This is a genomic window from Variovorax beijingensis (genome assembly GCF_007828835.1).
Lineage (GTDB): Bacteria > Pseudomonadota > Gammaproteobacteria > Burkholderiales > Burkholderiaceae_C > Variovorax > Variovorax beijingensis_A.
Genome location: NZ_VIVL01000003.1, coordinates 78,542 through 104,199, shown reverse-complemented (window position 1 = coordinate 104,199; position 25,658 = coordinate 78,542). Strand labels below are relative to the sequence as shown.

Sequence of the window (25,658 nt, the reverse complement as noted above, 5' to 3'; positions counted from 1 at the left end):
TCTTTCCGGGGAGGCCGGCAGGCCCGGTCAGCCGGCGGTCAGTGACCTTTCGTAGCCGTTCGGATTGCCCTGCTGCCAGCGCCAGCTGTCGGCGCACATCTGGTCGAGCCCGCGGTGCGCGCGCCAGCCGAGCGTGGCTTCCGCCAGCGAGGGATCGCCCCAGTAGGCGGGCACGTCGCCGGGCCGGCGCGGACCGATCTCATAAGGCAGCGGACGCCCGCTCGCGCGCTCGAAGGCATGCACCACCTCCAGCACCGAGGCGCCACGGCCGGTGCCGAGGTTCAGCGTGACCAGGCCCTCTTGGCCTTGCGCATGCCGAAGCGCCGCCACATGCCCCTCGGCGAGGTCCATCACATGCACGTAGTCGCGCACGCCGGTGCCGTCGGGCGTGGGGTAGTCGTTGCCGTGGATCAGCAGCTTGTCGCGCTGCCCCACGGCCACCTGGCACACGAAGGGCATCAGGTTGTTCGGCTTGCCCTGCGGGTGTTCGCCGATGAGCCCGCTTTCATGCGCGCCGACCGGGTTGAAGTAGCGCAGCAGCGCAATGCGCCAGCCGGGCTGCGCGCGCTGCAGGTCGGCCAGCGCCTCTTCCACCATGCGCTTGGAGCGGCCGTAAGGATTGGCCGGCCTGCAGGGCGCGTCTTCCGGAATGGGCGAGTGGTCGGGTTCGCCGTACACCGTGGCCGAGGACGAAAAGATCAGCGTCCGCACGCCCGCCTGCTGCATGGCCGAGGCGAGCACGAGGCTGCCGTGCACGTTGTTGTCGTAGTAGGTGAGCGGGTCGGCCACCGAGTCGCCCACGGCCTTGAGGCCCGCGAAGTGGATCACGGCCGAAAAGCCTTCTTCGCCCAGCACGCGGTCGAGCAGGGCCCGGTCGCGCACGTCGCCCTCGATCAGCCGCGGCGCGCTGCCGGTGATCTGCCGCAACCGCTCCAATACCCGGATGTCGCTGTTGCCCAGATTGTCGAGAATCACCGGTGTGTATCCGGCGGTGGCCAGCGCGACGCAGGTGTGGCTGCCAATGAAACCTGCACCACCCGTCACCAGAACGCTTTTTGGGGCCATGAGAACTCTTGCTTGGTTGGATGGGCCGATTCTGTACGAGCTTTCCCCGGGGCCGGTTTGCGCGCGCTCACTGCGCGGCCCTGTGCGAGAATCAATTGATTACATCTTTGCACGCGCTTCCATGCAGAACGAAGAGACAAGCCATCCCGGCACAGAAACCCCTACCGAGACGTCGACGCCCGTCGCGCCGGTCCGAAAGCGTCCCAAGCCCGGGGAGCGGCGCGTGCAGATCCTGCAGGCGCTGGCCGCCATGCTCGAGCAGCCCGGCGCCGAGCGGGTGACGACCGCGGCACTGGCCGCGCGGCTCGACGTCAGCGAAGCCGCGCTCTACCGCCACTTCGCGAGCAAGGCCCAGATGTTCGAAGGCCTGATCGACTTCATCGAGCAGAGCGTCTTCACGCTGGTGAACCAGATCCTCGAGCGCGAAGGCGCGACGGGGGCCCAGCAGGCCGCAAAGATCCTCACGCTGCTGGTGCAGTTTGCCGAGCGCAACCCCGGCATGACGCGCGTCATGGTGGGCGACGCGCTGGTGTTCGAGAACGAGCGTCTCCAGCAGCGCATGAACCAGTTCTTCGACAAGATCGAAGCCACCCTGCGCCAGGTGCTGCGCGGGGCAGCCGCCGCGGACGGCTCGGCCACCCCGAGCGTCGATGCGCAGGTGCGCGCCGCCGCGCTCACGGCCTTCGTGGTCGGGCAGCTGCAGCGCTTCACGCGCTCGGGCTTCCGCCGGGCGCCGTCGGAGCACCTCGAAGCCACGATCGCGCTGATCGTCTAGGTCGGCCGCCTATCGAGGCGATAGCTCAATGTGATGCAGCAGGGCTGCGTCCATTGAGAGAATGCATGGGCTCATCAACTCAAGAGGAAGCCCACCCATGACCGATTCCCGCAAGCTCACCACCGAAAACGGCGCGCCCGTCGAGAACAACCAGCAGTCGCAGACGGCGGGCCCCGGCGGCCCCGTGCTGATGCAGGACCACCACCTGATCGAAAAGCTCGCTCGCTTCGACCGTGAGCGCATTCCGGAGCGCGTGGTGCATGCGCGCGGTTCGGGCGCCTTCGGCACCTTCGAGGTCACGGCCGACGTGTCGAAATGGACCAAGGCCAGGTTTCTGAGCCAGGTCGGCAAGAAGACCGAGGTGCTGGCGCGCTTCTCAACCGTGGCGCTCGAACTCGGCTCGGCCGACACCGTGCGCGACCCGCGCGGCTTCGCCCTCAAGTTCTATACCGAAGAAGGCAACTACGACCTCGTCGGCAACAACACGCCGGTCTTCTTCATCCGCGATCCGCTCAAGTTTCCCGACTTCATCCACTCGCAGAAGCGCGATCCCTACAGCCATGTGCAGGAGCCCAACAACGCCTGGGACTTCTTCTCGCATTCGCCCGAGGCCACGCACCAGTTCACCTGGCTGTTCGGCGACCGCGGCATTCCGAAGAGCTACCGCCACATGGACGGCTTCGGCTCGCACACCTTCCAGTGGGTGAACGCCAAGGGCGAGGCCTTCTGGGTCAAGTACCACTTCAAGACCAACCAGGGCATCGAGACCTTCGTGGCCGAAGAGGCGCAGCGCGTGGGCGGCGAAAACCCGAACCACCACCACCTCGACCTGCTGCATTCGATCGAGCGCGGCGAGTTCCCGAGCTGGCGCGTCCAGGTGCAGATCATGCCGGTGGCCGAGGCGCAGACCTACCGCTTCAACCCCTTCGACCTGACCAAGGTCTGGTCGCACAAGGACTATCCGAAGATCGACATCGGCATCCTCACGCTCAACCGAAATCCCGACAACTACTTTGCCGAGATCGAGCAGGCCGCGTTCAACCCGGCCAACTTCGTGCCCGGCATCGGCCCTTCGCCCGACAAGATGCTGCAGGGCCGGCTGTTCAGCTACGGCGACACGCAGCGCTACCGCCTGGGCATCAACCACACGCAGCTGCCGGTGAACCGCCCGCACGCCACCACGGCGCAGAACTACGGCCGCGATGGCGCGATGCGCGGCGACGGCAACGGCGGCCGCGGTCCCAACTACGAGCCCAACAGCTTCAGCAACGCACCCAAGCAGAGCAACGAGCCGGTCTACGCACCGCTCGAGATCCATGGCTGGACCGGCAGCCACCAGTGGCAGAAGCACCCCGAGGACAACGACTTCGTGCAGGCCGGCGACCTCTACCGCCTGATGGACGAAGCCGCCAAGGAACGGCTGGTGAACAACATCGCGGGCGGCCTGGGCGCGGTGACGCGGCAGGACATCATCGACCGTTCGGTGAGCTACTTCCGCCAGGCCGATGCCGACTACGGCGCGCGGCTCGACAAGGCCATCAAGGCCGTGCAGGCGAAGCTCAAGGGCGAGGAAGTGAGCGTGCAGGTCGGCAAGCCGGCGCACGACGCGAGCCGCAGCTGATCCGAGGCGGCAATGGGGTACCCAGGGGAGGGCGCGGGGCGCGGCATCGCACTCGACTTGCTTCATCGCGAAGCGTAGGATCAGCGCCCCCTTGCCGCTGAGTCGCGGCGACAAGCCTGTGTTCGTGTGGCTTCTGAACGGAGGTTCGTATGAGCTATCACCTGGAAGGTCGCCTGCTCGAGGTATGCAACTGCAACGTTCTGTGTCCCTGCTGGATCGGCGAGGATCCTGACAACGGCACCTGCGACACCATCGTCGCGTGGCGCATCGACAAGGGAACCATCGACGGCGTCGACGTCGGCGGCAACACCATCGCGGCCGTGGCGCATGTGCCCGGAAACATCCTCGAAGGCAACTGGACGGCGGCGATCTTCGTCGACGAAAACGCCTCCAAGGCGCAGGAAGAGGCGCTGCTCAAGGTCTACACCGGGAAGGCCGGCGGACCCATCGCCGATCTGGCCGCCCTCATCGGCCAGGTGGTGTCGGTCGAGCGGGCGCCGATCCGCTTCACCGTGAACGAAGGCAAGGGCGAGTTGGAAATCGGCAAGGACTACTACGCCGAACTCGAGCCCTACCGCGGCGCCACCGGCGGCCAGACCACGCTGTCGGACACCGTGTTCTCGACGGTGCCGGGCGCGCCGGTGTTCGTCGGCAAGGCGCCAACCTACCGCTCGAAGAACCCTGCCCTCGGCATCGATCTCGACATCAAGAACCACAACGCCCTGCAGAGCACCTTCGTCTTCGACGCATGAGCCTCCGCCCGGCCGTTCCGAAGGGGGCTGCTCGCACTGCCGTGAGCCACCGACGCGTGTTCCTGCCGGTTCTTGCCGCGCTGGTCATGCTCGCGTGGGTGGTGTTGTGGGCCTGGGCGCGCAGCCCTTACGGACGCTATCTCGAACACGGCGACTGGACCGCCTCCGGGCCGGCCGCGTTCCTGTGCCAGGCCATTCCCGCCGGCGGCGTGGTCGTGCCTGCTGTGCTCTATGCCTTTGCGTGGATCCTCATGACAATGGCCATGATGCTGCCGACCACGCTGCCGCTGTTCAACGCCTTCGACCGCCTGACCGCGGCGCGCTCGGACCACGCGCGCCTGCTCGTGATGCTGGGGCTCGGCTATATGGCCGTGTGGGGTGCCTTCGGGCTGCTGGCGCACGGGCTCCACAGCGCGGTGCTGGCGCTGCTCGCGAGTGCGCCCACGCTGGCCTGGCACGGCTGGGTGATCGGCGCCGCGACCATCGCGCTGGCCGGCGCCTTCCAGTTCAGCAGCCTCAAGCACAAGTGCCTCGAGAAGTGCCGCACACCGCTCGGCTTTGTCATCGAGCACTGGCGCGGCCGTGCGCAGGCCCGCCAGGCCTTCGCGCTGGGCCTGCACCACGGCCTGTTCTGCGTCGGCTGCTGCTGGGCGCTGATGCTGCTGATGTTCGCGCTCGGCACCGGCAGCCTGGGCTGGATGCTTCTGCTGGCCGCGGCCATGGCGCTGGAAAAGAACGTTCCCTGGGGCCATCGCCTGAGCGCACCGATGGGCTTCGCGCTGCTGGGTTGGGCGGCTTTCATGGTGGCGACGCATGTCTGAAGCCATCTCCGAGGTGCGCCGCGCGCCGTCCACCCTGCAGACCGTCGCGCTGACCGCGGTGGCCATGGTGGCGTTCGCGGCCAATTCGCTGTTGTGCCGGCTGGCGTTGCAGCAGCGCGGCATCGATCCGGCCAGCTTCGGCAGCATCCGGCTGGTGTCCGGTGCGCTCACGCTCGCGCTCGTCGTGCAGTTCCGGGCGCGGCCTGCTGTGCCCGGCCGCGCCGACTGGCTTGCGGCCGCCATGCTGTTCGCCTACGTCGCGTTCTTCTCCTTTGCCTACCTCAGCCTTTCCGCGGGCACGGGCGCGCTGATCCTGTTCGGCGCTGTGCAGCTCACGATGCTGGGCGCGGGCCTGGGCTCCGGCGAGCGCTTCGGGCCCGTGGCATGGCTCGGCTTCGTGCTGGCGGCCGGCGGGCTCGTCTACCTGGTGCTGCCGGGCGTCGCGGCGCCGCCGCTGCTCGGCGCCGTGCTGATGGCCATCGCCGGCGTGGCATGGGGCGTGTATTCGCTGCGCGGCCGCGGCGTGCCCGATCCACTGGCCGCCACCGGCCGCAACTTCATGCGGGCCGTGCCGCTGGCGCTGGCGCTGAGCCTTGCCTTCATGATGCGCGCCCATGCGGATGCCACCGGCATCGCGCTGGCCGTGGCCTCCGGCGCATTGACCTCGGGCCTCGGTTATGTCGTCTGGTATGCGGCGCTGGCGCGCCTGTCGGCCATGCAGGCGGCCACCGTGCAGCTGTCGGTGCCGCTGCTGGCCGCGTTCGGCGGCGTGCTGCTGCTGTCGGAGGCGATCACGCCGCGGCTGGCGGCCGCCTCGGTGGCCATCCTGGGCGGCATTGCGATCGTGCTGAGCCAGAAGTCGCGCAACGCGCGCCGGTAGACACCAGCGCCCTTTGCTACGCGACGGCCACGCCCACCTTGGCCCCGGCCGCGACGATCTCGCTCCACGTCGCATCGTCCAGCCAGATGCCGTCGCGCTCGCGCGCCACGCGTGCGGCGCGCTCCGGCTCGCCCGCGATCTGCACCTGGTCGAAACCGGCGCCCGGCGGGCTCTGGCGCAGCCAGTCGACGAAGGCTGTCGCTTCCTGCGCGAAGCTCTCCTGGGTGCCGAGCCTGGCGGGGTCGATCAGGATCGTCAGCATGCCGTTGAGCACCGTACGCGCCGTGTCGGCCGGGCGGTGCCAGGTGCCGCCGCCGGTGAGTGCGCCGCCCAGCAGCTCGCAGGCCATCGCCATGCCGTAGCCCTTGTGTTCGCCGAAGGTCATGAGCGCGCCGAACAGGCCATTGGACTGCGGCACTACGACCACGCCCGGGTCGTTGGTGGGCGCGCCGCGCTCGTCGATCAGGTAGCCGTCGGGCACGCGTTCGCCCTTGTTGTGGGCGACGCGCATCTTGCCCTGCGCCACGCGGCTGGTCGCGAAGTCGAGCAGGAAGGGCTCGGCGCCCGCCAGCGGAATGCCGATGCAGCACGGGTTGGTGCCGAAGCGTCCGTCGCCGCCGCCCCATGGCGCCACCACGGGCCGCGACAGCACGTTGACGAAGTGCATCGAGACCAGGCCCTCGGTCGTCGCCATTTCGGCGAAGTGCCCGATGCGGCCCAGGTGGTGCGCATTCGCGAGCGTGAAGATGCAGCTGCCGTGTTGCTTCGCCCGCTCGATGCCGAGCGCCATCGCCTGCACGCCGACGATCTGGCCGTAGCCATGCTGGCCATCGAGTGCGAGCAGGGTGCCGATGTCGGTGTTGACCTTGACCGCGGCATTCGGCACGAGCCCGCCTTCGGCCACGGCGTCGACATAGCGCGGCAGCATGCCCACGCCGTGCGAGTCATGGCCGCTCAGGTTGGCCAGCACGAGGTTCGCGGCCACCTGCGCGGCTTCGGCCGGCGTGCTGCCGGCGGCTTCGAGGATGCGGGCGCATTGCGATCGCAGAACAGAGGCGGGAAGGGTTTGGGACATAGGTTCCTTACATGACTGCGCCGACTTGCCACGGCACGAATTCATTTTGGCCGTAGCCATGTTTCTCGCTTTTCGAGGGTTCGCCGGATGCCGTGGCCAAGACCAGTTCGAAGATGCGCTGCCCCATCTCCTGGATCGAACTGGTGCCATCCACGATCTCGCCGCAGTTGATGTCCATGTCCTCTTCCTGCCGCTGCCACAGCGCCGAGTTGGTCGCGAGCTTGAGCGAGGGGGAGGGCGCGCAGCCATAGGCCGAGCCGCGTCCGGTCGTGAAGCAGATGAGGTTCGCGCCGCCCGCGACCTGCCCGGTGGCGCTCACGGGGTCGTAGCCCGGCGTGTCCATGTAGACGAAGCCGTGCGCCGTGACCGGCTCGGCGTATTCGTACACCGCCTCGAGGTTGCTGGTCCCGCCCTTGGCCACCGCGCCGAGCGATTTTTCGAGGATGGTCGTGAGGCCGCCGGCCTTGTTGCCCGGCGAGGGGTTGTTGTTCATCTCGCCTTCGTTGATTGCGGTGTAGTGCTCCCACCACTTGATGCGGTCCACCAGCTTCTGGCCGACCTCGCGCCGGACGGCGCGGCGCGTGAGCAGGTGCTCGGCGCCATAGACCTCGGGCGTTTCGCTCAGGATGGCCGTGCCGCCGTGCGCCACCAGCAGGTCGACCGCTGCACCCAGCGCCGGGTTGGCGCTGATGCCCGAATACCCGTCCGAGCCGCCGCACTGCAGCCCGATCGTGATGTGCGCCGCGCTGCAGGGTTCGCGCTTGACCGCATTGGCGCGCAGCAGCATCTCGTTGATCAGCGCGATGCCTTTGTCGACCGTCTTGCGCGTACCGCCGGTGTCCTGGATGTTGAAGGTGCGGAAGTTCTCGCCTTCGGCCAGGTGGCCGGTCGCGAGCCAGGCATTGATCTGGTTCGCCTCGCAGCCCAGGCCCACCACCAGCACGCCCGCGAAGTTCGGGTGCGTGGCATAGCCCGTGAGTGTGCGCTCCAGGATCTGCATGCCCATGCCCTGCGTGTCCATGCCGCAGCCCGTGCCGTGGGTGAGCGCCACCACGCCGTCGACATTCGGGTAGCCGGCCAGCGCCGATGGATTGGTCTTGCGCGAGAAGTGGTCGGCAATGGCGCGCGCCGCGGTGGCCGAGCAGTTCACGCTCGTGAGCACGCCGATGTAGTTGCGCGTGGCCACGCGGCCGTCGGCCCGCTTGATGCCCATGAAGGTGGCCTCGCGCTTCGCGGGCGCAGGCTTCACGTCGGCGCCGAAGGCGTAGTCGCGCTCGAAGTCGCCCTTGTCGGGGCCCATGTCGAGGTTGTGCGTGTGCACGTGCTCGCCGGCCGCGATCGGCTTGCTCGCGAAGCCGATGATCTGGTTGTAGCGGCGCACCGGTTCGCCAACGGCAATGGCGTGCGTCGCCACCTTGTGCCCGGCGGGAATCAGGCCGCGCACGGCAAAGTCTTCGACCTTGGCGCCGCCGACCAGCTGGCTGCGCGCGATCACGACATCGTCGGCCGGATGCAGGCGAATGAAGGGATTCATCGTGGAACTCGTGTTGTGTTGGGGATCAGAAGAACATTTTCGGCAGCCAGAGTACCAATGAAGGTACATAGGTGATCACCACCAGTGCCAGCAGCAGCGGGATGAGCCAGGGAAGAATGGCCATCGTCGTGCGCTCGAAGCTCAGGCCCGCCACGCGCGCCAGCACGAACAGCACCATGCCCATCGGCGGATGCAGCAGGCCGATCATCAGGTTCAGCACCATCACCAGGCCGAAGTGGATCGGGTCCACGCCGAGTTGCGTGGCAATCGGCAGCAGGATCGGAACCAGAATGGTGATGGCGGCCGTCGGCTCCAGGAAGCAGCCCACGAACAGCATCAGCAGGTTGGCCAGCAGCAGGAACACCCAGGCTTCCTTGGTGAAGCCCAGCACCCAGCTCGCGATGTCGGTGGTCACGCCGGTGGCGGTGAGCATCCAGCCGAAGATCGACGCGGCCGCCACGATGAACAGCACGGTGGAGGTGGTCTCGATGGTGTCGAGGCAGACCTTGACGAACATCTTCCACGACAGCGTCTTGTACCAGCCAAAGCCCAGGATCATCGCCCACACGCAGGCGGCAATCGCGCCCTCGGTGGGTGTGAACAGGCCCGTGCTCATGCCGCCGATCAGCAGCACCGGCGTCATGATGGGCAGCAGCGCCTCGAAGCGGAAGATCCGGTCGAGCACGAACAGCGATGCGAGGCCCGCCAACACCGTGAGCTGCGGCGGCGTGCCCAGCTTGGCCACCAGCAGCCACATCAGCAGCGGCCAGGCGATCACCACGGCGAGCTCGCACATGGCCTTGAAGAAGCGCGTGCTCGAGAACTTGACGTCGCCGCCCCAGCCGTTGCGGTGCGCAAAGTAGGCCACCGTGAGCATCATCAGGATGGCCAGCAGTGCGCCGGGCAAGATGCCCGCGAGGAACAGCGCCCCCACCGACACATTGGCCATCATCCCGTAGATCACGAAGGGCAGGCTGGGCGGAATGATCGGGCCCAGCGTGGCCGAGGCGGCCGTCACGCCTACCGCGAACTCGGTCGAATAGCCGTGCTCCTTCATCGCCTTGATCTCGATGGTGCCCAGGCCCGCGGCATCGGCAATGGCGGTGCCGCTCATGCCTGCGAAGATCACCGAGCCGAGCACGTTCACATGGCCCAGGCCGCCCTTGAGCCAGCCCACCAGCGCGAGCGCGAAGTTGTAGATGCGGGTGGTGATGCCCGCGTTGTTCATCAGGTTGCCGGCCAGGATGAAGAAGGGCACCGCCAGCAGCGGAAAGCTGTCGATGCCGCTCACCATGCGGTGGATCACGACGAAGGGCGGCAGGCTGCCGCTCGCGAGGATGTAGGCCAGCGAGGCACCGGCCATGGCCACGGCCACCGGAATGCCGCCCGCCATGAAGACAAGGAAGAATATTTTCAGCATGCAGATGTTCTCGGGGGCTCAGCGGTCGGCGAGCGTGGACTCGGGGCGTTCGAGCACGCTGTAGCCGCGTTTCCAATGGACGCGCGCGACCTGGACCGAGCGCCAGGTCATCGCGACGAAGCCGAACAGGCACAGGCCGTAGACGATGTTCATTGGCGCATCGACGATCGTCATGCGCGTGGTGTTGCCGATCTTCAGCATCATCTGCACCGTCATGACCACGGCCGCGGCAAAGAAGGCAGTGCGCAGCACATCCACCGCGCGCGAGATCCAGCGGCCCATGGCCGCCGGCATGTGGCGGTAGAAGAAGTCGACCTGGATCTGGTTGTTCTTCGCGACCCCGATCGCGGCGCCGATGAAGACCACCGCGATCAGCATGTAGCGCGCCACCTCCTCGGTCCATGCGGCCGAGTCGTTCATCACGTAGCGCGTGACGAACTGGTAGAACACCGTGAGCGCGAGCATCCAGAAGATCGCAAGCGAGATCCAGCCTTCGGCGATGGTGTGGGAAAGGTCGACGGCCTCGTCTTCTGCGTGGAAGTGCCCTTCGTCGTCGATGATCTTCGGTTCAGTCATGCCGGCGCCCTGGGTTTACTTGATGCTCGTGATGCGGTCGTAGTCCTGCTGGCGGTAGCCATGGTCCGTGGGCTTGGTGTTCTTCAGCACGGCTTCGCGGAACGCGGCCTTGTCCACCGTGATCACGTTGTTGCCGCGCTTCTTGAACTCGTCGACCAGGCGGATTTCCGAGGCGATGATGTCGCGGCCGGTCTTTTCGGCGGCCTCCTGCATCACGTCGGCGAAGATCTTCTTCTCGTCGGCCGAGAGCTTGCCCCACAGCTGGCCGGAGACCACGGTCAGCAGCGAGTCGACGATGTGGCCCGTGAGCGAGATGTTCTTCTGCACCTCGAAGAACTTCTTGGCCTCGATGGTGGGCAGCGGGTTCTCCTGCGCATCGACCGTGTTGTTCTGCAGCGCCAGGTAGACCTCGGCGAACGCGATGGGCGTGGCGTTGGCGCCCAGCGCCTTGGGGAAGGCCAGGTAGGCCGGTGCGTCGGGCACGCGGATCTTCAGGCCCTTCATGTCTTCGGGCTTGGCCACCGGCCTGGCGGCGCTCGAGGTGACGTGGCGCGCGCCGTAGTAGTTGAGCGCCGTGATGTGGTTGCCGCTCTTCTCGTCGTAGCCCTTGGCGAGCTCCTGGAACACATCGCTCTTGGCGTACTTCAGCAGGTGCTCCGCATCGCGGAAGATGAACGGAAAGTAGGTCACGGCCAGCGGCTTGTAGGTGTTGCCCGCGAAGCTGGCACCGGTCAGCACGATGTCGACGGTGCCCAGCGTCAGGCCCTGGTTGATGTCCGACTCCTTGCCCAGGCTGGAGGCCGGGAACACCTGGATGTCGTACTTGCCGTTGGTGCGCTTCTTGATTTCTTCCGCGGCCCACACCGAGTACTTGTGGAACGGCTCGGAGGTTTCGTAGACGTGTGCCCACTTGAGCTTGGTCTGCGCGCCGGCGATGCCGGCCGTGCCCAGCACGGTGGCCGCCAGGGCGCAGGCGGCGATGGCCTTGAGGGTGTTGCGTTTGCTGTTCATCGGTTTGTCTCCGTTGGTGTGATGTGTTGAAGAAGTCGCTGGCGGTTCAGGACGAGGCTTTCCTGGCGCGGCGCCAGCTCGCGCTGAACCGCTGGTGCGAGTTGTCCATGTGGGCGTGCATGGCGGCGCGCGCGGCCTCGGCATCGCGTGCGGCCACGGCGTCGCGGATGGCCTCGTGCTCGGCAATGGCGGAGCGCCAGGAGGCCACCGTCTCGAAGTAGCCGCCCAGCCGCGTGAAGATCGGTCCGTTGCGCGAATCCCAGAAGCTCTGCACCGTTTCCACCAGCACGGCGTTGCCGCTGGCATTGACGATGGCCACGTGGAATGCGCGGTCGCCTTCGAGCGGCAGTATTTCGCGGTCGGCGAGCCCGCGCATCGTTTCGATGGCGCGGCTCATGGCGTCGATGTCCTTGCGCTTGCCCACCGCGGCTGCAATGGCGGCAGTCTCGCCCTCGATCACGCGGCGCGCGCGAATCAGCTCCAGAGGCCCCCATTCGGTGGGCGCCACCGGCTTGCTCGCGCGATGCGAGCGGTCCAGCACGTAGACGCCCGAACCGGTCCGGACCTCGACCCAGCCCTCGACCTCGAGCGCGATCAGCGCCTCGCGCACCGAGGGCCGGCTCACGCCGAGCTGCTTGGCCAGGTCGCGCTCGGCCGGCAGCCGCGCGCCGGCCAGGAACTCGCCCTTGCCGATCAGTCCTCGGAGCTGGTCGGCAATCTGGCGATAGAGGCGCTGGGGTTCGACGGTCTGGAGCGGCACGGCGGGGGGGGGTTAAGGGTTGTCCTGAATTGGACAAGTGGTAAGGCCAATTCAGAATACGATCCGCACTGCGCCGCTGCCATCGGGCCAAACCCTGAACGCCCGGCAGCCAGCGCCCCATTTTTCCAAGGAGACATGCATGAGACTCAAGGGCAAGACCGTGCTCGTGACGGCGGCCGGACAAGGCATCGGCCATGCGAGCGTGCTCGCGATGGCCGCCGAAGGCGCGCAGGTCTGGGCGACCGACGTGAACGAGAAGTTGCTCGAGCGCTACACGGGCGTCGCCAACGTGCGCACGGCCCGGCTCGACGTGCTCGACAAGGACGCGATCGTCGCCTTCTTCAAGAGTCTTCCCGCGCTCGACGTGCTGTTCAACTGCGCCGGCGTGGTGCACAACGGCACCGCGCTCGAGGCCACCGACAAGGACCTCGAATTCGCGTTCGCCCTCAACGTGCGCGCGCAGTTCTGGACCATCCAGGCCGCGCTGCCGGGCATGCTGGCCGCAGGAAGCGGCAGCATCATCAACATGGCGAGCGTGTGCTCGAGCATGAAGGGCCTGCCCAACCGCTTCGTCTACGGCACCACCAAGGCCGCGGTGCTGGGCCTGACCAAGAGCGTGGCGGCCGACTTCGTGGCGCGCGGCATCCGCTGCAATGCCGTGTGCCCCGGCACGGTCGACACGCCCTCGCTCGGGGAGCGCATCAATGCCAACGAGGACCCCGAGGCGGCGCGCCGCGCCTTCATCGCGCGCCAGCCCATGGGCCGGCTCGCGCAGGCCGAGGAAATCGCGCCCGTGGTGGTGTTCCTGGCCAGCGACGAATCGGTGTTCGCCACCGGCCAGGCCTTCACGGTCGACGGCGGCATCACCATATGAACCAGCTCGATTTCGCGGGCCGCCACGCAGTGGTGACCGGCGGCGCGAGCGGGCTGGGCTACGGCATCGCCGAGCGGCTGATCGCGTCGGGCGGCAGCGTCACGCTGTGGGACCGCGACGCAGCGGCCGCGCAGAAGGCCGCAGCGGCTCTGGGCGGCAAGGCCTTCGCCGTGACGGTTGACGTGGCGCAGCAGCCTTCCGTGGCCCGGGCAGTGGCGGCCACGCTGGCGCATGCGCCGCGCATCGATGCGCTGGTCAACAGCGCCGGCATCACCGGCCCCAACACGAAGCTGTGGGACTACCCGGTCGACGACTGGCGGCAGGTGATGGAGGTCAACATCAACGGCGTGTTCCTGTGCTCCCGCGAAGTGGTGGCGCAGATGCGCGCGCAAGGCTACGGACGCATCGTCAACATCGCCTCGGTGGCCGGGAAAGAAGGCAACCCCAACGCCAGCGCCTACAGTGCGAGCAAGGCCGCCGTCATTGCGCTCACCAAGTCGCTCGGCAAGGAACTGGCCGACACCGGCATCCGCGTCAACTGCGTGACGCCCGCGGCGGTGAAGACCGCCATCTTCGACCAGATGACGCCGGAGCACATTGCGTTCATGCGGTCGAAAATACCGATGGGCCGCTTCGGCACGGTAGAGGAAGTGGCCGCAATGGTCGGCTGGCTCTGCACCGAAGATTGCTCGTTTTCCACCGGCGCCGTGTTCGACCTGTCCGGCGGCCGCTCCACTTACTAGATAGTCAGTCTCCCCCAAGAAAGGACCACATGAAACTCGTTCGCTATGGCAATCCCGGCAAGGAAAAGCCCGGCCTCATCGACGACAACGGCCAGCTGCGCGACCTGAGCGCGCTGGTCAAGGACATCGGGCCCGAGCAGCTCGGCGACGCCGCGCTGGCCAAGCTGCGCAAGCAGAAGGTCGACAAGCTGCCGCTGGTCAAGGGCAAGCCGCGCTTCGGCAGCCCGGTGGCCAACGTCGGCAAGTTCATTGCCATCGGCCTGAACTATGCCGACCACGCGGCCGAGTCCGGCCTGCCGATTCCGAAGGAGCCGGTGGTCTTCATGAAGGCCACCAGCTGCATCCAGGGCCCGAACGATCCGGTCATGCTGCCCAAGAACTCGGTCAAGAGCGACTGGGAGGTCGAGCTCGGCGTGGTCATCGGCGCGCGCGCGCGCTACGTCTCGCAGAAGGACGCGCTCAACTTCGTGGCCGGCTACTGCACCATCAACGACGTGAGCGAACGCGAGTTCCAGATCGAGCGCGGCGGCACCTGGGACAAGGGCAAGGGCTGCGACACCTTCGGCCCGATCGGCCCGTGGCTCGTGACGCGCGACGAAGTGCCCAACCCGCAGAAGCTGTCGATGTGGCTCGACCTCAACGGCAAGCGCATGCAGACCGGCAGCACCAAGACGATGATCTTCAGCATCGCCAAGATCGTGAGCTACCTGAGCCAGTTCATGACGCTCTTGCCCGGCGACGTCATCACCACCGGCACGCCGCCCGGCGTGGGCCTGGGCATGAAGCCGCCGCTCTACCTGAAGAAGGGCGACGTGATGACGCTGGGCATCGAAGGCCTGGGCGACCAGCGCCAGGAAGTGATTCCGTTCAAGCTGTAAGCGGCAAGCGAGCAGCCCCAAACGGCGCGGCGGGCATTGGCCCGGCGCGCCGTTCTTCTTTGTGCCGCTGCGGTTTTAAATGTCCCATTGACAGAACATTGAAACTGCAAAAACATCAAAGGCATGTCGCAGATGCCTTTGCCGAAGTACCACCAGATCTACCTGGTCCTGCGTGAGCAGCTGCACGAAGGCCGATTTGCGGAGGGGCTGCCCGGCGAGCTCGCGCTCATGGCGCAGTTCAACGTGGCGCGCGTCACGGTGCGGCGCGCGCTCGAGCAGCTGTCTTCCGAAGGCCTGATCGCGCGCAACCCGGGGCGCCGCACGCGCGCGCTGCCGCCCGTGCCCGCGGGCGAAGCGAACAGCGGCAGGAGCATGGAGCGTGCCAATCTGCGCGGCCTGCTCGAGAACCTGGTGACGATGGGCCTGCACACCTCGGTGAAAGTGATCGAGGTCGCCACCATCACGGCCTCCACCCAGGTGGCCGAGGCGCTGCAGCTGCAGCTGGGCGACCCGGTGCAGAAGGCGGTGCGCGTGCGCTCCACCAAGGAAGGCCCGCTTTCGCACATCACCACCTACGTGCCCGATTCCATCGCGCGCCGCTTCGGCCGCCGCGAGCTGTCGAAGAAGCCGATCCTCGTGCTGCTCGAGGAGTCGGGCGTCAAGGTCGGGCGCGCGCACCAGACCATTTCCGCGCGCCTGGCCGACAGCCTGATCGCGCAGCACCTCGACGTGTCGGTCGGCTCGGCCCTGCTCGCGGTGCGCCGCCTGATCTACGACGAGGACGAGCGGCCCGTGCAGTGGCTGCACGGCCTCTACCGCCCCGACCGTTACACCTACGAGATGCAGCTCTCCCGCGTGGGCGGCATCGACGCGAAGGTGTGGGTCAGCAAAGACGTGTCAGCCAAGTTCAACTGAAGAGAAAAAGGAAAGCCCCATGCAGAACCGCCGCAGTTTCGTGTCGCAGTCCGCCGCCCTGGCGACCGCCGTCGCCTTCCCGCTCGTGGCCGGCGCGCAGCCCAAGACCGTCAAGGTCGGCGTGCTGCATCCGGTCACCGGGGCGCTGGCCTACTCGGGCCAGCAGTGCCGCCTCGGCGCGCTGATGGCCATCGAGGACATCAACGCCGCCGGCGGCATCAAGTCGCTTGGCGGTGCGAAGCTCGAGGCCCTGCTGGGCGACGCGCAATCGCAGCCGCAGGCCGGCGCGGCCGAGGTCGAGAAGATGAACGAAGCCGGCGTCTCGGCCATCGTCGGCGCCTACGCCTCGGCCATCTGCCTGGCGACCACGCAGGCGGCGGCCAAGTACAACCTGCCGCACGTGGTCGACGTGGGCGTGGCCGACCAGATCGTCGAGCGCGGCCTGAAGAACACCTTCCGCTTCGGCCCCGGCTACAGGAAGTCGACCGAGGTGGCCATGGCCAACCTGCTGGTGCTCAACAAGGCCGCGGGCAACCCGGCCAAGACGGTGATGATCATCCACGAGGAGTCGCTGTTCGGCGCCGGCACCGCGCAGCTGCTCTCGCGCGAACTGCCGGGCTACGGCTTCGAGGTGAAGGAGGTGGTGAAGCACGCCAACCCCACGCGCGACTTCAACAACATCGTGCTGCGCATGAAGTCGGTCAACCCCGACATCGTGATCCCCGCCAACTACTACAACGAGTACGCGCTGCTGGTGCGCACCATGCAGCAGCAGAAGGTGGTGCCCAAGGCGATCTTCTCGGTGCTGGGCGGCGCCGCGTCGAGCTACAAGTTCGTGAAGGAGTTTCCGGACGCGGCCAACGGCATCATCGACTGCAACCACTGGTTCAACCCGAAGGACAAGCGCTCGCAGGAGCTGCGCAAGCGCGTGGAGGCCAAGGGCCAGTTCTTCAGCTACGAGGTCTTCATGACCTACACCTCGATGTGGCTGCTGGCCGATGCGCTGGAGCGCGCGAAGTCGGCCGAACGCGCCGCCATCGTCGATGCGCTGGAGAAGAGCACCTTCTCGAATCACATCATGCCGTACGGTCCCACGAAGTTCGTCAATGGACAGAACGAGGGCGCACAGCCGTTGATGACGCAGGTGGTGAAGAACGACATCAAGGTGATCATCCCGCGCGACTACCGCGAGGTGGAGCCTGTGTTTCCGCTCAGGGCATGAACACGTTACCGCATGGTGTGGGCACGCTGCGGGTGCGCCCTTCGTATTCCGGCCGCGCCTGTTCCACCCTGGAGCCCGGTATGCGGTGCGGGCCGGGCGATCCCCTCTGCGCCGCCGAGGAGCGCAGCGTTTCGCGGATCAGGGCTCGCAGCTGTTTGAGCGAAGCGAGTTCTGCGAGACCCCGCGAAGCGCGAGCACCGCAGGGCAGCCCGAAGGGCCGGCGCAGTGGGGTCGCACGGCCCGCACCGCATACCGGGCGGACCCAATAAAAACGCAGCGTCCCACGCAAATGCTCGACTTCAACATCCTCTTTCCCTCGATTCTGAATGGCCTCACGACAGGCGCCGTGTACGCATTGATCGCGCTGGGGCTCACGCTGATCTATGGCGTGCTCCACATCATCAACTTCGCCCACGGCGCGAGCCTGATGCTGGCGCTGTACGCGGTGTACTTCCTCAAGGAGCGCTGGGGCATCGACCCGTACATGGCACTGCCCATTGCGGTGGCAGGCATGTTCGCGCTCGGCTACGCGCTGCAGCGCGTCGTCATCAACCGCGCGGGCCACGGCAAGGACGAGAACATCCTGCTCGCCACGCTCGGCATCGCCATCGTCATGGAGAACCTCGCGCTGCTGTTCTTCAAGTCGGACACCCGCAGCATCGACACCGCCTATTCGCTCAGCACCGTCGCCATCGGCCCCGCGATGATCGCCGTGCCCAAGCTCGTGGCCTTCGCGGGCGCGCTTGTCGTCTCCGGCATCCTGTTCTGGATCATGGGCCGCACCGATCTCGGCCGCGCCATCCGCGCCGTCGCCAAGGAGAAGGAAGGCGCCAAGCTCATGGGCATCGACGTCGACCATGTCTACGCCATGAGCTTCGGCATCGGCCTGGCGTGCCTCGGCGCGGCGGCCTGCTTCCTGCTGCCGGCCTATTACGTCAACCCGCAGGTAGGCGGCGGCTTCGTGCTTGTGGCCTTCACCATCGTCGTGCTCGGCGGCATGGGCAGCTTCGTCGGCGCGCTCGCCGGCGGCTTCCTGGTCGGCGTGGTCGAGTCGCTCGGCGGGCTGTACCTCGGCGAATCGCTCGGGCAGATCGGCATCTTCGCGATCTTCATCGGCGTGGTGCTGTTCCGGCCCCAGGGCATGTTCGGAGCCAGGGCATGAGCAGCGCGCACAGACAACTCGCGGGCATCGCGCTCTTCGCGGTGCTGGCCGGCTGCGTGCCGCTCGTCACGAAGTCGGGCTTGACGCTGAACTTCGTGATGATGGCGCTCTACGCCACGCTCATCGCGCAGGCCTGGAACATTCTCGGCGGCTTCGGCGGGCAGTTCTCGTTCGGGCATGCGCTGTTCTTCGGCACCGGGGCCTACATCCAGGCCATCGCGCAGCTGCAGGGCGGCATCAACGCCTGGGTCGCGCTGCCGCTGGCGGTGGCCGGCGCCGCACTGGTCGGGCTCTTCGTCGGCGCGCTGAGCTTCCGCTACGGCCTCAAGGGTTCGTATTTCGCGCTCGTCACGCTGGCCTTCGCGGAAGTGTTCCGCATCCTCGCGCTGTCGGTGAACTTCACGGGCGGCGGCGTGGGCCTGATGGTGCCGCTGCGCGAATCGGCGGCCAACCTGCAGTTCGCCTCGCGCGCCGGCTACCTGTGGGTGGTGCTGGCCATGGTGGTGCTGGCGCTGCTCGTGACCTGCTGGCTGCGCAACGGCCGCTTCGGCGCCTACCTCCAGGCCGTGCGCGACAACGAGGATGCGGCGCGCGCCGTGGGCGTGAACCCGTTTCGCGTCAAGCTCGCGGCCATCGGCATCTCGGCCGCCTTCATGGGGGCGGCCGGCGCCTTCTACGTGCAGGTGTTCCAGTACATCGACGCCGGCATCGCCTACGGCCCGGCCGTGTCGGTCGAGGCGCTGGTGGCAGCCATCGTGGGCGGCATGGGCACGCTGTGGGGCCCGGTGCTGGGCGCGGTCGTGCTGCACCTGCTGTCGGACCTCACGCGCAACCTGTTCGGCGAACTGCCGGGCATCAACATGGTGATCTACGGCACGGTGCTGGTCGTGATCGTGATCTTTTTGCCGCGCGGCGTCGCGGGGCTGGGGCTGTCGGTGCGGCAGCTGTGGAGCGCGAAGGGAGGCCGCCATGACTGAGGCGCTGCTGGCCGTGGGCGGTCTCTCGCGTTCCTTCGGCGGACTGAAGGCCGTGCAGGACGTGAGCCTGTCGGTGAGGGAGGGCAGCCTGAGCGCGCTGATCGGCCCCAACGGTGCCGGCAAGACCACGCTGTTCGCGCTGATGTCGGGCTTCCTCAAGCCCGATGCCGGCAGCGTGCGCTTCGCGGGCCAGGACATCACGGGCCGCGAGCCGCACCGCAATGCGCTGCTCGGCATGACGCGCACCTTCCAGATCGTGAAGCCCTTTGCGGCGCAGACGGTGCGCGAGAACATCGCGGTCGGTGCGCACCTGCACCTGCGCGGCCGCCGCGAGGCGCTGGCGCATGCCGAGGCCATCGCGCTGCGCGTGGGCCTCGCGCCGCAGCTCGACAAGCCCGCGTCGGACCTCACCGTGGCCGGCCGCAAGCGCCTCGAACTGGCGCGTGCGCTGGCCACGCGCCCGCGCCTGCTGCTGCTCGACGAAGTGCTTGCCGGCCTCAACCCGCAGGAGATCGCCGAGATGATGCCGGTGGTGCGCGGCATCGCCGACAGCGGCGTGACCGTGCTGATGATCGAGCACGTGATGCAGGCCGTGATGCACCTGGCCGAGCATGTGTGGGTGCTGGCGCAGGGGCAGCTGATTGCCGAAGGCAGCCCGGCGCAGGTGACCTCCGACGACAAGGTCGTCGAGGCCTACCTGGGCCATGGCACCGCGGCGCGGCTGCGCAAGGCCGCTTCGGGAGCTGCCGAATGACCGCGTTGCTGGATATCCAGGGCCTGCGCGGCGGCTACGGCCGCGTCGAGGTGCTGCGCGGCGTCGACCTGCAGGTGAACGCCGGCGAAATGGTCGCGCTGCTCGGCAGCAACGGCGCGGGCAAGTCCACCCTCAACAAGATGGTCTGCGGCCTGTGCCCCGCCTGGAGCGGCAATGTGCGCTTCGACGGCAAGGACCTGAGCGGCGCGCACTACCGCGACGTGGTCAAGGCCGGCCTGATCCAGGTGCCCGAGGGCCGCAAGGTGTTTCCCAACCTCAGCGTGCTGGAGAACCTGGAGCTCGGCTCCTTCACGCGGGCGCGCGAGCGCCGCGCGGCCAACATCGAGAAGATGTTCCACATCTTCCCGCGGCTGCGGGAACGCATGGCGCAGCACGCCGGCACCATGAGCGGCGGCGAGCAGCAGATGCTGGCCATCGCGCGCGGACTCATGGCCGAGCCCGTGCTGCTGATCCTCGACGAGCCCTCGCTCGGGCTCTCGCCGCGGCTGGTGGAAGAGATGTTCTCGCTGATCCGCGAACTGCGCGAAGGCGGCCTCGCGGTGCTGCTGGTGGAGCAGAACGTGGGCCAGTCGCTCGAGATCGCGGACCGCGCCTACGTGCTGGAGAACGGCAGCGTTCGTTTTTCGGGCCTGCCCGGCGAGCTGCTCGGCAGCGACGAACTGCGGCGCGCCTACCTGGGGCTCTGACGTGCCCTCAAAAAAAATGAGCCAGGAGACTTCATGAAACGCCGCGACATCCTCATTTCGTCCACCGCGCTGGCCTCGCTGGCCATGGCCGGCGGCGCACGCGCGCAGATCGGCAATGCGCCGGTCCGCATCCTCGTCGGCGCACCCGCCGGCGGCTCGACCGACACGCTGGCCCGTTCGCTGGCCGTCAGCATGGGCCCGGCGCTCGGCCGCACCGTGATCGTCGAGAACCGGCCCGGCGCGGGCGGCAACATCGCAGCCGATGCCGTGGCCAAGGCCGCACCCGACGGCAACACGCTGCTGATGAGCTTCACCAGCCATGCGATCAACGCCACGCTCTATCCGGCACTGCCTTTCGATCCGGTGAAGGACTTCACCGCGCTCACCTGCGTGGCGACCTCGCCCTCGATCCTCGTCGCGCATCCGTCGGTGCCCGCGAAGGACGTGCGCGAACTCATCGCGCTCGCCAAGGCGAAGCCGGGCCAGCTCAACTTTGCGATCGGCGCGGTGGGCTCGTCGCTGCACATGGCGGGCGAGGCCTTCAAGATGCAGTCGGGCGTCGACATCGTGAACATCCCCTACAAGGGCACCTCGCCCGCCGTGCAGGACGTGCTCGCAGGCCAGGTGCAGCTGATGTTCGCGGCCGTGGGCAACGTCAAGGCGCACATCCAGGCCGGCAAGCTCAGGGCACTGGGCGTGACCACGGGTAAACGGCTGCCGGCCTTTCCCGACGTGCCCGCGATCGCCGAGGCGCTGCCGGGCTACGAGTCGAGCGCATGGTTCGGCCTCTTCGGCCCGGCCCGCATGCCGGCGGACCGCGTGAAGCAGATCGGCGACGCCGCGCGCCATGCGCTGCAGCAGGCCGACATGCGCCAGCGCCTCGACACCGAGGGTGCGATACCGGTGGGCAACTCGTCCGAGCAGTTCGCCGCCTTCGTGCAGAGCGAGATCACGCGCTGGGCCAAGGTCGTCAAGTTCTCGGGAGCCAAGCCGGAATGACCTTCAACGCTTCAGACCGCGCGCCGGCGCAGCAGACGCTGGCGCAGAAGCTCATCGCGCGCGCCAGCGGCCGCGCGCAGGTGGCGGTGGGCGAGATCGTGACCTGCGGCGTCGACATGGCCATGTTCCACGACTCCTCGGGTCCGCGCCGGCTGCAGCCGATGCTCGAGGAGCTCGGCGCGCAGATCTGGGACCGCTCCCGCGTGGTGCTGGTCATGGACCACTACGTGCCCGAGCGCGACGACGACTCGCGCCGCATCGTGCGCATCGCGCGCGACTGGGCGCGCGAGCAGCAGCTGCCGCACGTGTACGACAGCCAGGGCATCTGCCACGTGGTGGTGCCGCAGCACGGCCACATCCGCCCCGGCATGCTGTGCGTGGGCGGCGATTCGCATTCGCCCACGGGCGGCGCATTCGGCGCCTACATGTTCGGCATCGGCAGCACCGAGATGCTGGGCGTGATGGTCACCGGCGAGATCTGGCTGCGCGTGCCCGAGACCATCCGCATGTGGTGGGACGGCGCGTTGCCCGCCGGCGTGACTGCCAAGGACATGATGCTGCACATGATCGGCCGCTTCGGCATGAACGGCGGACGCTACCAGGCGGTGGAGTTCGCGGGTCCGGCCGTCGCCGCGCTGTCGATGCAGGAGCGCATGACGCTCTCCAACATGAGCGCCGAGCTGGGTGCGCAGGCCGGCCTGATCGCGCCCGATGCCACCACCGCCGCGTTCCTCGCACAAGCCGGCGCCCCGCCGGTCGACATGGCACCCTGGTTCACCGACGAAGGCGCCGCGCTCACGCACCACCGCTTCGACGCCGCCACGCTCGAGCCCTACGTCGCCGCGCCGCACAGCCCGGCCAACGCGCACGGCGTGAGCCGGTACCTGGGCACGCATGTCGACGTGGCCTACATCGGCGCCTGCACCGGCGCCAAGCTCGACGACCTGCGCGCCGCAGCCCAGGTGCTGCGCGGCCACAAGGTGGCGAGCGGCATCCGTCTCATCGTGGCGCCCGCGAGCCTGCACGACCAGGAGCAGGCGCGCGAAGAGGGCGTGCTGCAGGTGCTGATGGACGCCGGCGCCGAACTGTTCCCGACCGCGTGCGGCGCCTGCTCGGGCTACGGCGATCCGATGGGCGACGGCATCACGGTGATCTCGACCACGGCACGCAACTTCAAGGGCCGCATGGGCTCGCCGACCGCGCAGGTGTACCTGGGCTCGCCCTACACGGTGGCGGCGGCCGCACTGCGCGGCTGCGTGACCGATCCGCGCGAGGTGCTCGCATGACCGCCGACATCCTGCACCGCCCGCATCGGGTCTGGCGCCTGGGCGCCGACATCGACACCGATGCGCTCGCGCCCGGCCATGCGATGAAGCACGGCATCGACGTCATCGCGAAGCATTGCCTCGAAGCCATCCGCCCCGAGTTCGCAAGCAAGGTGCAACCGGGCGACGTGATCGTGGCCGGCCCCAACTTCGGCATCGGCTCGTCGCGCGAGCAGGCCGCGGCCGTGCTCGTTCAGCTGGGCGTGGCCGCGGTGATTGCGCCTTCATACAGCGGCCTGTATTTTCGCAATGCCTTCAACGTGGGCCTGCTGCTGCTGACCTGCGCCGAAGCCGAGTCGCTGCAGGACGGCGAACGCATCGCACTCGACACCCGCACGCCCGCCGTGCGCACCGCCGATGCGCGCACGCTCGCCTGCGAGCCCGTGCCGGGCTTCCTGATGGAGATGGTCGATGCCGGCGGCCTGCTGCGGCTGTTGCGCCGGCGCATGGCCGCGAGGAAGGAAGCCGATGCACAGCACTGACACTGATCACGATCCGCAACGTGCCGTGCTGCAGGCCACGGTAGCGCTGCACGCGGCGCAGCCGGCCACCGCCGAGGCCGCGTCGCAGGCGCGGCGCCTGCTGGTCGACACGGCCGGCTGCGCACTCGCGGGCCGGCATGCGAGCGAGGTGCAGCGCCTCGAAGCCGCGCTCGCGGCTTGCGAGCCCGGCGATTTCGCTTTCCCCGGCGGCCCGCCGATGGCGCTGCAGGCCGCCGCGCAGGTGCTGGCCATGGCCGCGACCTGGGACGAGGCCTGCGAGGGCCATGCACTCGCGCACGGCAGGCCCGGTGTGCCGCTGGTGGCGGCGCTGCTGCCACTTGCGCTGCGGCGCGGCGCCAGCCTTGGCGAGTTCATCGATGCCTTCGTGCTCGGCTACGAGGTCGGCGCGCGCTGCGGCGCCTGGCTGCGCATCCGGCCCGGCATGCATGTCGATGCGAACTGGCCCGCGCTGGGCGTCGCGGCCGGCGTGGCGCGACTGCTCGCGCTGCCGCCAGCGGGCATCGTGCAGGCCATCGACATCGCGGCCTGCCAGCTCGCGACCAGCCTCTACTTGCCGGTGCAGCAGGGCCGCACCGCGCGCAACACCTACCTCGGCCACAGCGCATCACTGGGGCTGCAGGCGGCCTTTGCCAGCGCAGCGGGCATCGACGCGCCGGACGGTGCGCTGGCTCACTACGCACACACGCATTCGGCCGCGACCGCGCAGCCGATGCCCGGTGCGGCGACGCCGCTGCTGCGCGATGCCTATCTCAAGCCCTTCGCGGCCGTGCGCCACGTGCACTACGGCGCGGCTGCCGCGCGCCAGGTCCGCGAGCAGCTGGCCCGGGACACCACCGGCATCCAGGGCATCGTGCTCAAGATATACGAAGAGGCGATCGTCTACTGCGGCAACCGCGCGCCGCGCACGCCGATCCAGGCGCAGTTCAGCCTGTCTTTCGGCGTCGCGGCGATGCTGCGCTTCGGCGATGTCGATCCCTCCGTTTATGCCGTGCCGCGTTTCGACGACCTCGAACTGCGTCGGCTCGAAGCCCTGGTCGTGCTCGAAGCCGATGCCGGACTGACGGCACGCGGGCAACGCGGTGCCACGCTCCGGGTGTCGCACGCGGGCGGCACGCTCGAGGCAGCCGTCGGCACCATCGCGGGGGACGCTGCCCGTCCGCTCGACCGCGCGGCGCTCATCGCCAAGTTCGCGCACTACGCCGCGCACAGCGTGCCGGGCCCGAAGGCCGCGCGCTTCTGCGAAGGCGTGCTGGACGCGCCCGCAGGCACCAGTCTCCGCGAGCTGTGGCAGCAGCTTGCCGACGCCTGAACCACTCATCACTCTCACCACCTACCCACCATGAAACTCCTGCGCCATCTCGCGAGCACGCTCCTTGTCTGCCTGCCGCTGGTCGCCGCCGCGCAGGCGGGCGATTTTCCGAACAAGGCGATCCGCATCGTCGTGCCGTTCCCGCCGGGCGGCGCCACCGACGCGGCGGCGCGGCTGGTTGCCGTGAAGATGGGCGAGCACTGGGGCCAGCCGGTGGTGGTCGACAACCGTGCGGGCGCGGGCGGCAACGTCGGCTCCGACCTCGTCGCCAAGGCGCCGGCCGACGGCTACACGCTGGTGATGGGCGTGACCGGCTCGCATGCGATCAACACCTCGCTCTACAGCAGGATGCCCTACGACCCGGTGGCCGACTTCGTCGCCATCAGCCAGGTGGCGGTGGTGCCCAACGTGCTGGTGGTGCATCCCTCGGTGCCCGCGAAGAACCTGGCCGAGCTCATGGCGCTTGCGAAGAAGGAGCCCGGCAAGCTCAACTACGCCTCGCTCGGCAACGGCACGGCCGCGCACCTGGGCATGGAAATGCTCAAGTCCGAGGCCGGCGTCGACATCACGCACGTGCCTTACAAGGGCAGCGCGCCGGCCGTGTCCGACCTGCTCGCGGGGCAAGTGCAGATGATGGTGGACGGGCTCCCGTCGGCGCTGCCGCACGTCAAGGCCGGCAAGCTGCGCGCCATTGCGCTCACCAGCCTGCGCCGCGCGCCGTCATTGCCCGACTTGCCGACCATCGCCGAGACCTACCCGGGCTTCTACGCCGATGCATGGTCGGGCCTGTTCGCGCCCAAGGGCACGCCGCAGCCCGTGGTGGACAAGCTCTCGGCCGAGGTGCAGCGCATCCTGAAGCTGCCCGAGGTGCGCGAGAAGCTGACGGCGCTGGGCGCGGAGCCCGTGGGCTCCACGCAAGCGGAATTCGCCGCGCACGTGAAGCGCGAGATCGACAAATGGGCCAAGGTCGTCAAGACCAGCGGCGCGAAAGTGGACTGAA

Annotated in this window: 26 protein-coding genes; 19 read left to right on the top strand and 7 right to left on the bottom strand. The window is 68.1% G+C overall.

Annotation, left to right across the window (positions count from 1 at the left end):
* Nucleotides 1-27: 27 nt before the first annotated feature.
* On the bottom strand, nt 28-1,065 hold the full coding sequence (galE, locus tag FB547_RS11140) for a UDP-glucose 4-epimerase GalE (RefSeq protein ID WP_145742198.1): 1,038 nt from the start codon (nt 1,063-1,065) through the stop codon (nt 28-30).
* Between the two features lie 121 nt (nt 1,066-1,186).
* Here galE and slmA point away from each other — a divergent pair, with 121 nt between their 5' ends.
* From slmA to FB547_RS11115, 5 genes are all read left to right on the top strand, one after another.
* Complete coding sequence (gene slmA, locus FB547_RS11135) at nt 1,187-1,840, top strand: nucleoid occlusion factor SlmA (RefSeq protein WP_145742197.1); 654 nt, start codon at nt 1,187-1,189, stop codon at nt 1,838-1,840.
* Between the two features lie 97 nt (nt 1,841-1,937).
* Complete coding sequence (locus tag FB547_RS11130) at nt 1,938-3,461, top strand: catalase (RefSeq protein WP_145742195.1); 1,524 nt, start codon at nt 1,938-1,940, stop codon at nt 3,459-3,461.
* 149 nt (nt 3,462-3,610) lie between these two features.
* Nucleotides 3,611-4,213: a DUF1326 domain-containing protein gene (locus FB547_RS11125; RefSeq protein WP_145742193.1), complete on the top strand. Its 603-nt coding sequence runs from the start codon at nt 3,611-3,613 to the stop codon at nt 4,211-4,213.
* On the top strand, nt 4,210-5,034 hold the full coding sequence (locus FB547_RS11120; RefSeq protein ID WP_145742191.1) for a DUF2182 domain-containing protein: 825 nt from the start codon (nt 4,210-4,212) through the stop codon (nt 5,032-5,034). Before FB547_RS11125 ends, FB547_RS11120 begins: the two co-directional genes overlap by 4 nt.
* A complete protein-coding gene (locus tag FB547_RS11115; RefSeq protein WP_145742189.1) occupies nt 5,027-5,914 on the top strand; it encodes a DMT family transporter in 888 nt (295 codons plus the stop codon). Before FB547_RS11120 ends, FB547_RS11115 begins: the two co-directional genes overlap by 8 nt.
* Nucleotides 5,915-5,930: 16 nt before the next feature.
* Here FB547_RS11115 and FB547_RS11110 read toward each other — a convergent pair whose 3' ends face one another.
* Genes FB547_RS11110 through FB547_RS11085 form a run of 6 tightly spaced genes read right to left on the bottom strand, consistent with a single transcriptional unit; the run spans nt 5,931 to nt 12,290 of the window.
* On the bottom strand, nt 5,931-6,989 hold the full coding sequence (locus FB547_RS11110) for a malate/lactate/ureidoglycolate dehydrogenase (RefSeq protein WP_145742187.1): 1,059 nt from the start codon (nt 6,987-6,989) through the stop codon (nt 5,931-5,933).
* A gap of 7 nt (nt 6,990-6,996) precedes the next feature.
* Nucleotides 6,997-8,523, bottom strand: a complete 1,527-nt coding sequence (locus FB547_RS11105; protein ID WP_145742185.1) for a UxaA family hydrolase — start codon at nt 8,521-8,523, stop codon at nt 6,997-6,999.
* A 25-nt stretch (nt 8,524-8,548) separates the two neighbouring features.
* On the bottom strand, nt 8,549-9,943 hold the full coding sequence (locus FB547_RS11100) for a TRAP transporter large permease (protein WP_145742183.1): 1,395 nt from the start codon (nt 9,941-9,943) through the stop codon (nt 8,549-8,551).
* 18 nt (nt 9,944-9,961) lie between these two features.
* Nucleotides 9,962-10,519: a TRAP transporter small permease gene (locus tag FB547_RS11095; protein ID WP_145742182.1), complete on the bottom strand. Its 558-nt coding sequence runs from the start codon at nt 10,517-10,519 to the stop codon at nt 9,962-9,964.
* 15 nt (nt 10,520-10,534) lie between these two features.
* On the bottom strand, nt 10,535-11,530 hold the full coding sequence (locus FB547_RS11090) for a sialic acid TRAP transporter substrate-binding protein SiaP (protein WP_145742180.1): 996 nt from the start codon (nt 11,528-11,530) through the stop codon (nt 10,535-10,537).
* Nucleotides 11,531-11,576: 46 nt separating this feature from the next.
* Nucleotides 11,577-12,290, bottom strand: a complete 714-nt coding sequence (locus tag FB547_RS11085) for a FadR/GntR family transcriptional regulator (protein WP_145742179.1) — start codon at nt 12,288-12,290, stop codon at nt 11,577-11,579.
* 139 nt (nt 12,291-12,429) lie between these two features.
* Between FB547_RS11085 and FB547_RS11080 the strand changes: the two genes are divergently transcribed.
* The 14 genes from FB547_RS11080 (at nt 12,430) to FB547_RS11010 (ending at nt 25,657) form a co-directional block, all read left to right on the top strand.
* Complete coding sequence (locus tag FB547_RS11080) at nt 12,430-13,164, top strand: SDR family oxidoreductase (protein ID WP_145742177.1); 735 nt, start codon at nt 12,430-12,432, stop codon at nt 13,162-13,164.
* A complete protein-coding gene (locus FB547_RS11075) occupies nt 13,161-13,907 on the top strand; it encodes an SDR family NAD(P)-dependent oxidoreductase (RefSeq protein ID WP_145742175.1) in 747 nt (248 codons plus the stop codon). The genes FB547_RS11080 and FB547_RS11075 overlap by 4 nt, the downstream gene beginning before the upstream one ends.
* Before the next feature lie 29 nt (nt 13,908-13,936).
* Complete coding sequence (locus FB547_RS11070; RefSeq protein WP_145742173.1) at nt 13,937-14,785, top strand: fumarylacetoacetate hydrolase family protein; 849 nt, start codon at nt 13,937-13,939, stop codon at nt 14,783-14,785.
* A gap of 132 nt (nt 14,786-14,917) precedes the next feature.
* Nucleotides 14,918-15,700 carry a GntR family transcriptional regulator gene (locus FB547_RS11065; RefSeq protein ID WP_145742171.1) on the top strand — a complete coding sequence of 261 codons (783 nt, stop codon included), beginning with the start codon at nt 14,918-14,920 and terminating at the stop codon, nt 15,698-15,700.
* Nucleotides 15,701-15,719: 19 nt separating this feature from the next.
* Complete coding sequence (locus tag FB547_RS11060) at nt 15,720-16,922, top strand: ABC transporter substrate-binding protein (RefSeq protein ID WP_145742170.1); 1,203 nt, start codon at nt 15,720-15,722, stop codon at nt 16,920-16,922.
* A 289-nt stretch (nt 16,923-17,211) separates the two neighbouring features.
* Nucleotides 17,212-18,084, top strand: a complete 873-nt coding sequence (locus FB547_RS11050; protein ID WP_145742167.1) for a branched-chain amino acid ABC transporter permease — start codon at nt 17,212-17,214, stop codon at nt 18,082-18,084.
* Nucleotides 18,081-19,061 carry a branched-chain amino acid ABC transporter permease gene (locus FB547_RS11045; protein WP_145742165.1) on the top strand — a complete coding sequence of 327 codons (981 nt, stop codon included), beginning with the start codon at nt 18,081-18,083 and terminating at the stop codon, nt 19,059-19,061. The genes FB547_RS11050 and FB547_RS11045 overlap by 4 nt, the downstream gene beginning before the upstream one ends.
* Nucleotides 19,054-19,815 (top strand): ABC transporter ATP-binding protein, encoded by a 762-nt coding sequence (locus FB547_RS11040; RefSeq protein ID WP_145742164.1) that lies wholly within the window; start codon nt 19,054-19,056, stop codon nt 19,813-19,815. The genes FB547_RS11045 and FB547_RS11040 overlap by 8 nt, the downstream gene beginning before the upstream one ends.
* A complete protein-coding gene (locus tag FB547_RS11035; RefSeq protein ID WP_145742162.1) occupies nt 19,812-20,522 on the top strand; it encodes an ABC transporter ATP-binding protein in 711 nt (236 codons plus the stop codon). The genes FB547_RS11040 and FB547_RS11035 overlap by 4 nt, the downstream gene beginning before the upstream one ends.
* 33 nt (nt 20,523-20,555) lie before the next feature.
* Nucleotides 20,556-21,521, top strand: a complete 966-nt coding sequence (locus FB547_RS11030) for a tripartite tricarboxylate transporter substrate binding protein (protein WP_145742160.1) — start codon at nt 20,556-20,558, stop codon at nt 21,519-21,521.
* Nucleotides 21,518-22,807 (top strand): 3-isopropylmalate dehydratase large subunit, encoded by a 1,290-nt coding sequence (locus FB547_RS11025; RefSeq protein WP_145742158.1) that lies wholly within the window; start codon nt 21,518-21,520, stop codon nt 22,805-22,807. Before FB547_RS11030 ends, FB547_RS11025 begins: the two co-directional genes overlap by 4 nt.
* Nucleotides 22,804-23,328: a 3-isopropylmalate dehydratase gene (locus FB547_RS11020; protein WP_145742157.1), complete on the top strand. Its 525-nt coding sequence runs from the start codon at nt 22,804-22,806 to the stop codon at nt 23,326-23,328. Before FB547_RS11025 ends, FB547_RS11020 begins: the two co-directional genes overlap by 4 nt.
* Complete coding sequence (locus FB547_RS11015; RefSeq protein ID WP_145742155.1) at nt 23,315-24,658, top strand: MmgE/PrpD family protein; 1,344 nt, start codon at nt 23,315-23,317, stop codon at nt 24,656-24,658. The genes FB547_RS11020 and FB547_RS11015 overlap by 14 nt, the downstream gene beginning before the upstream one ends.
* Nucleotides 24,659-24,688: 30 nt before the next feature.
* Nucleotides 24,689-25,657, top strand: a complete 969-nt coding sequence (locus FB547_RS11010; RefSeq protein WP_145742153.1) for a Bug family tripartite tricarboxylate transporter substrate binding protein — start codon at nt 24,689-24,691, stop codon at nt 25,655-25,657.
* Nucleotide 25,658: the final 1 nt, after the last annotated feature.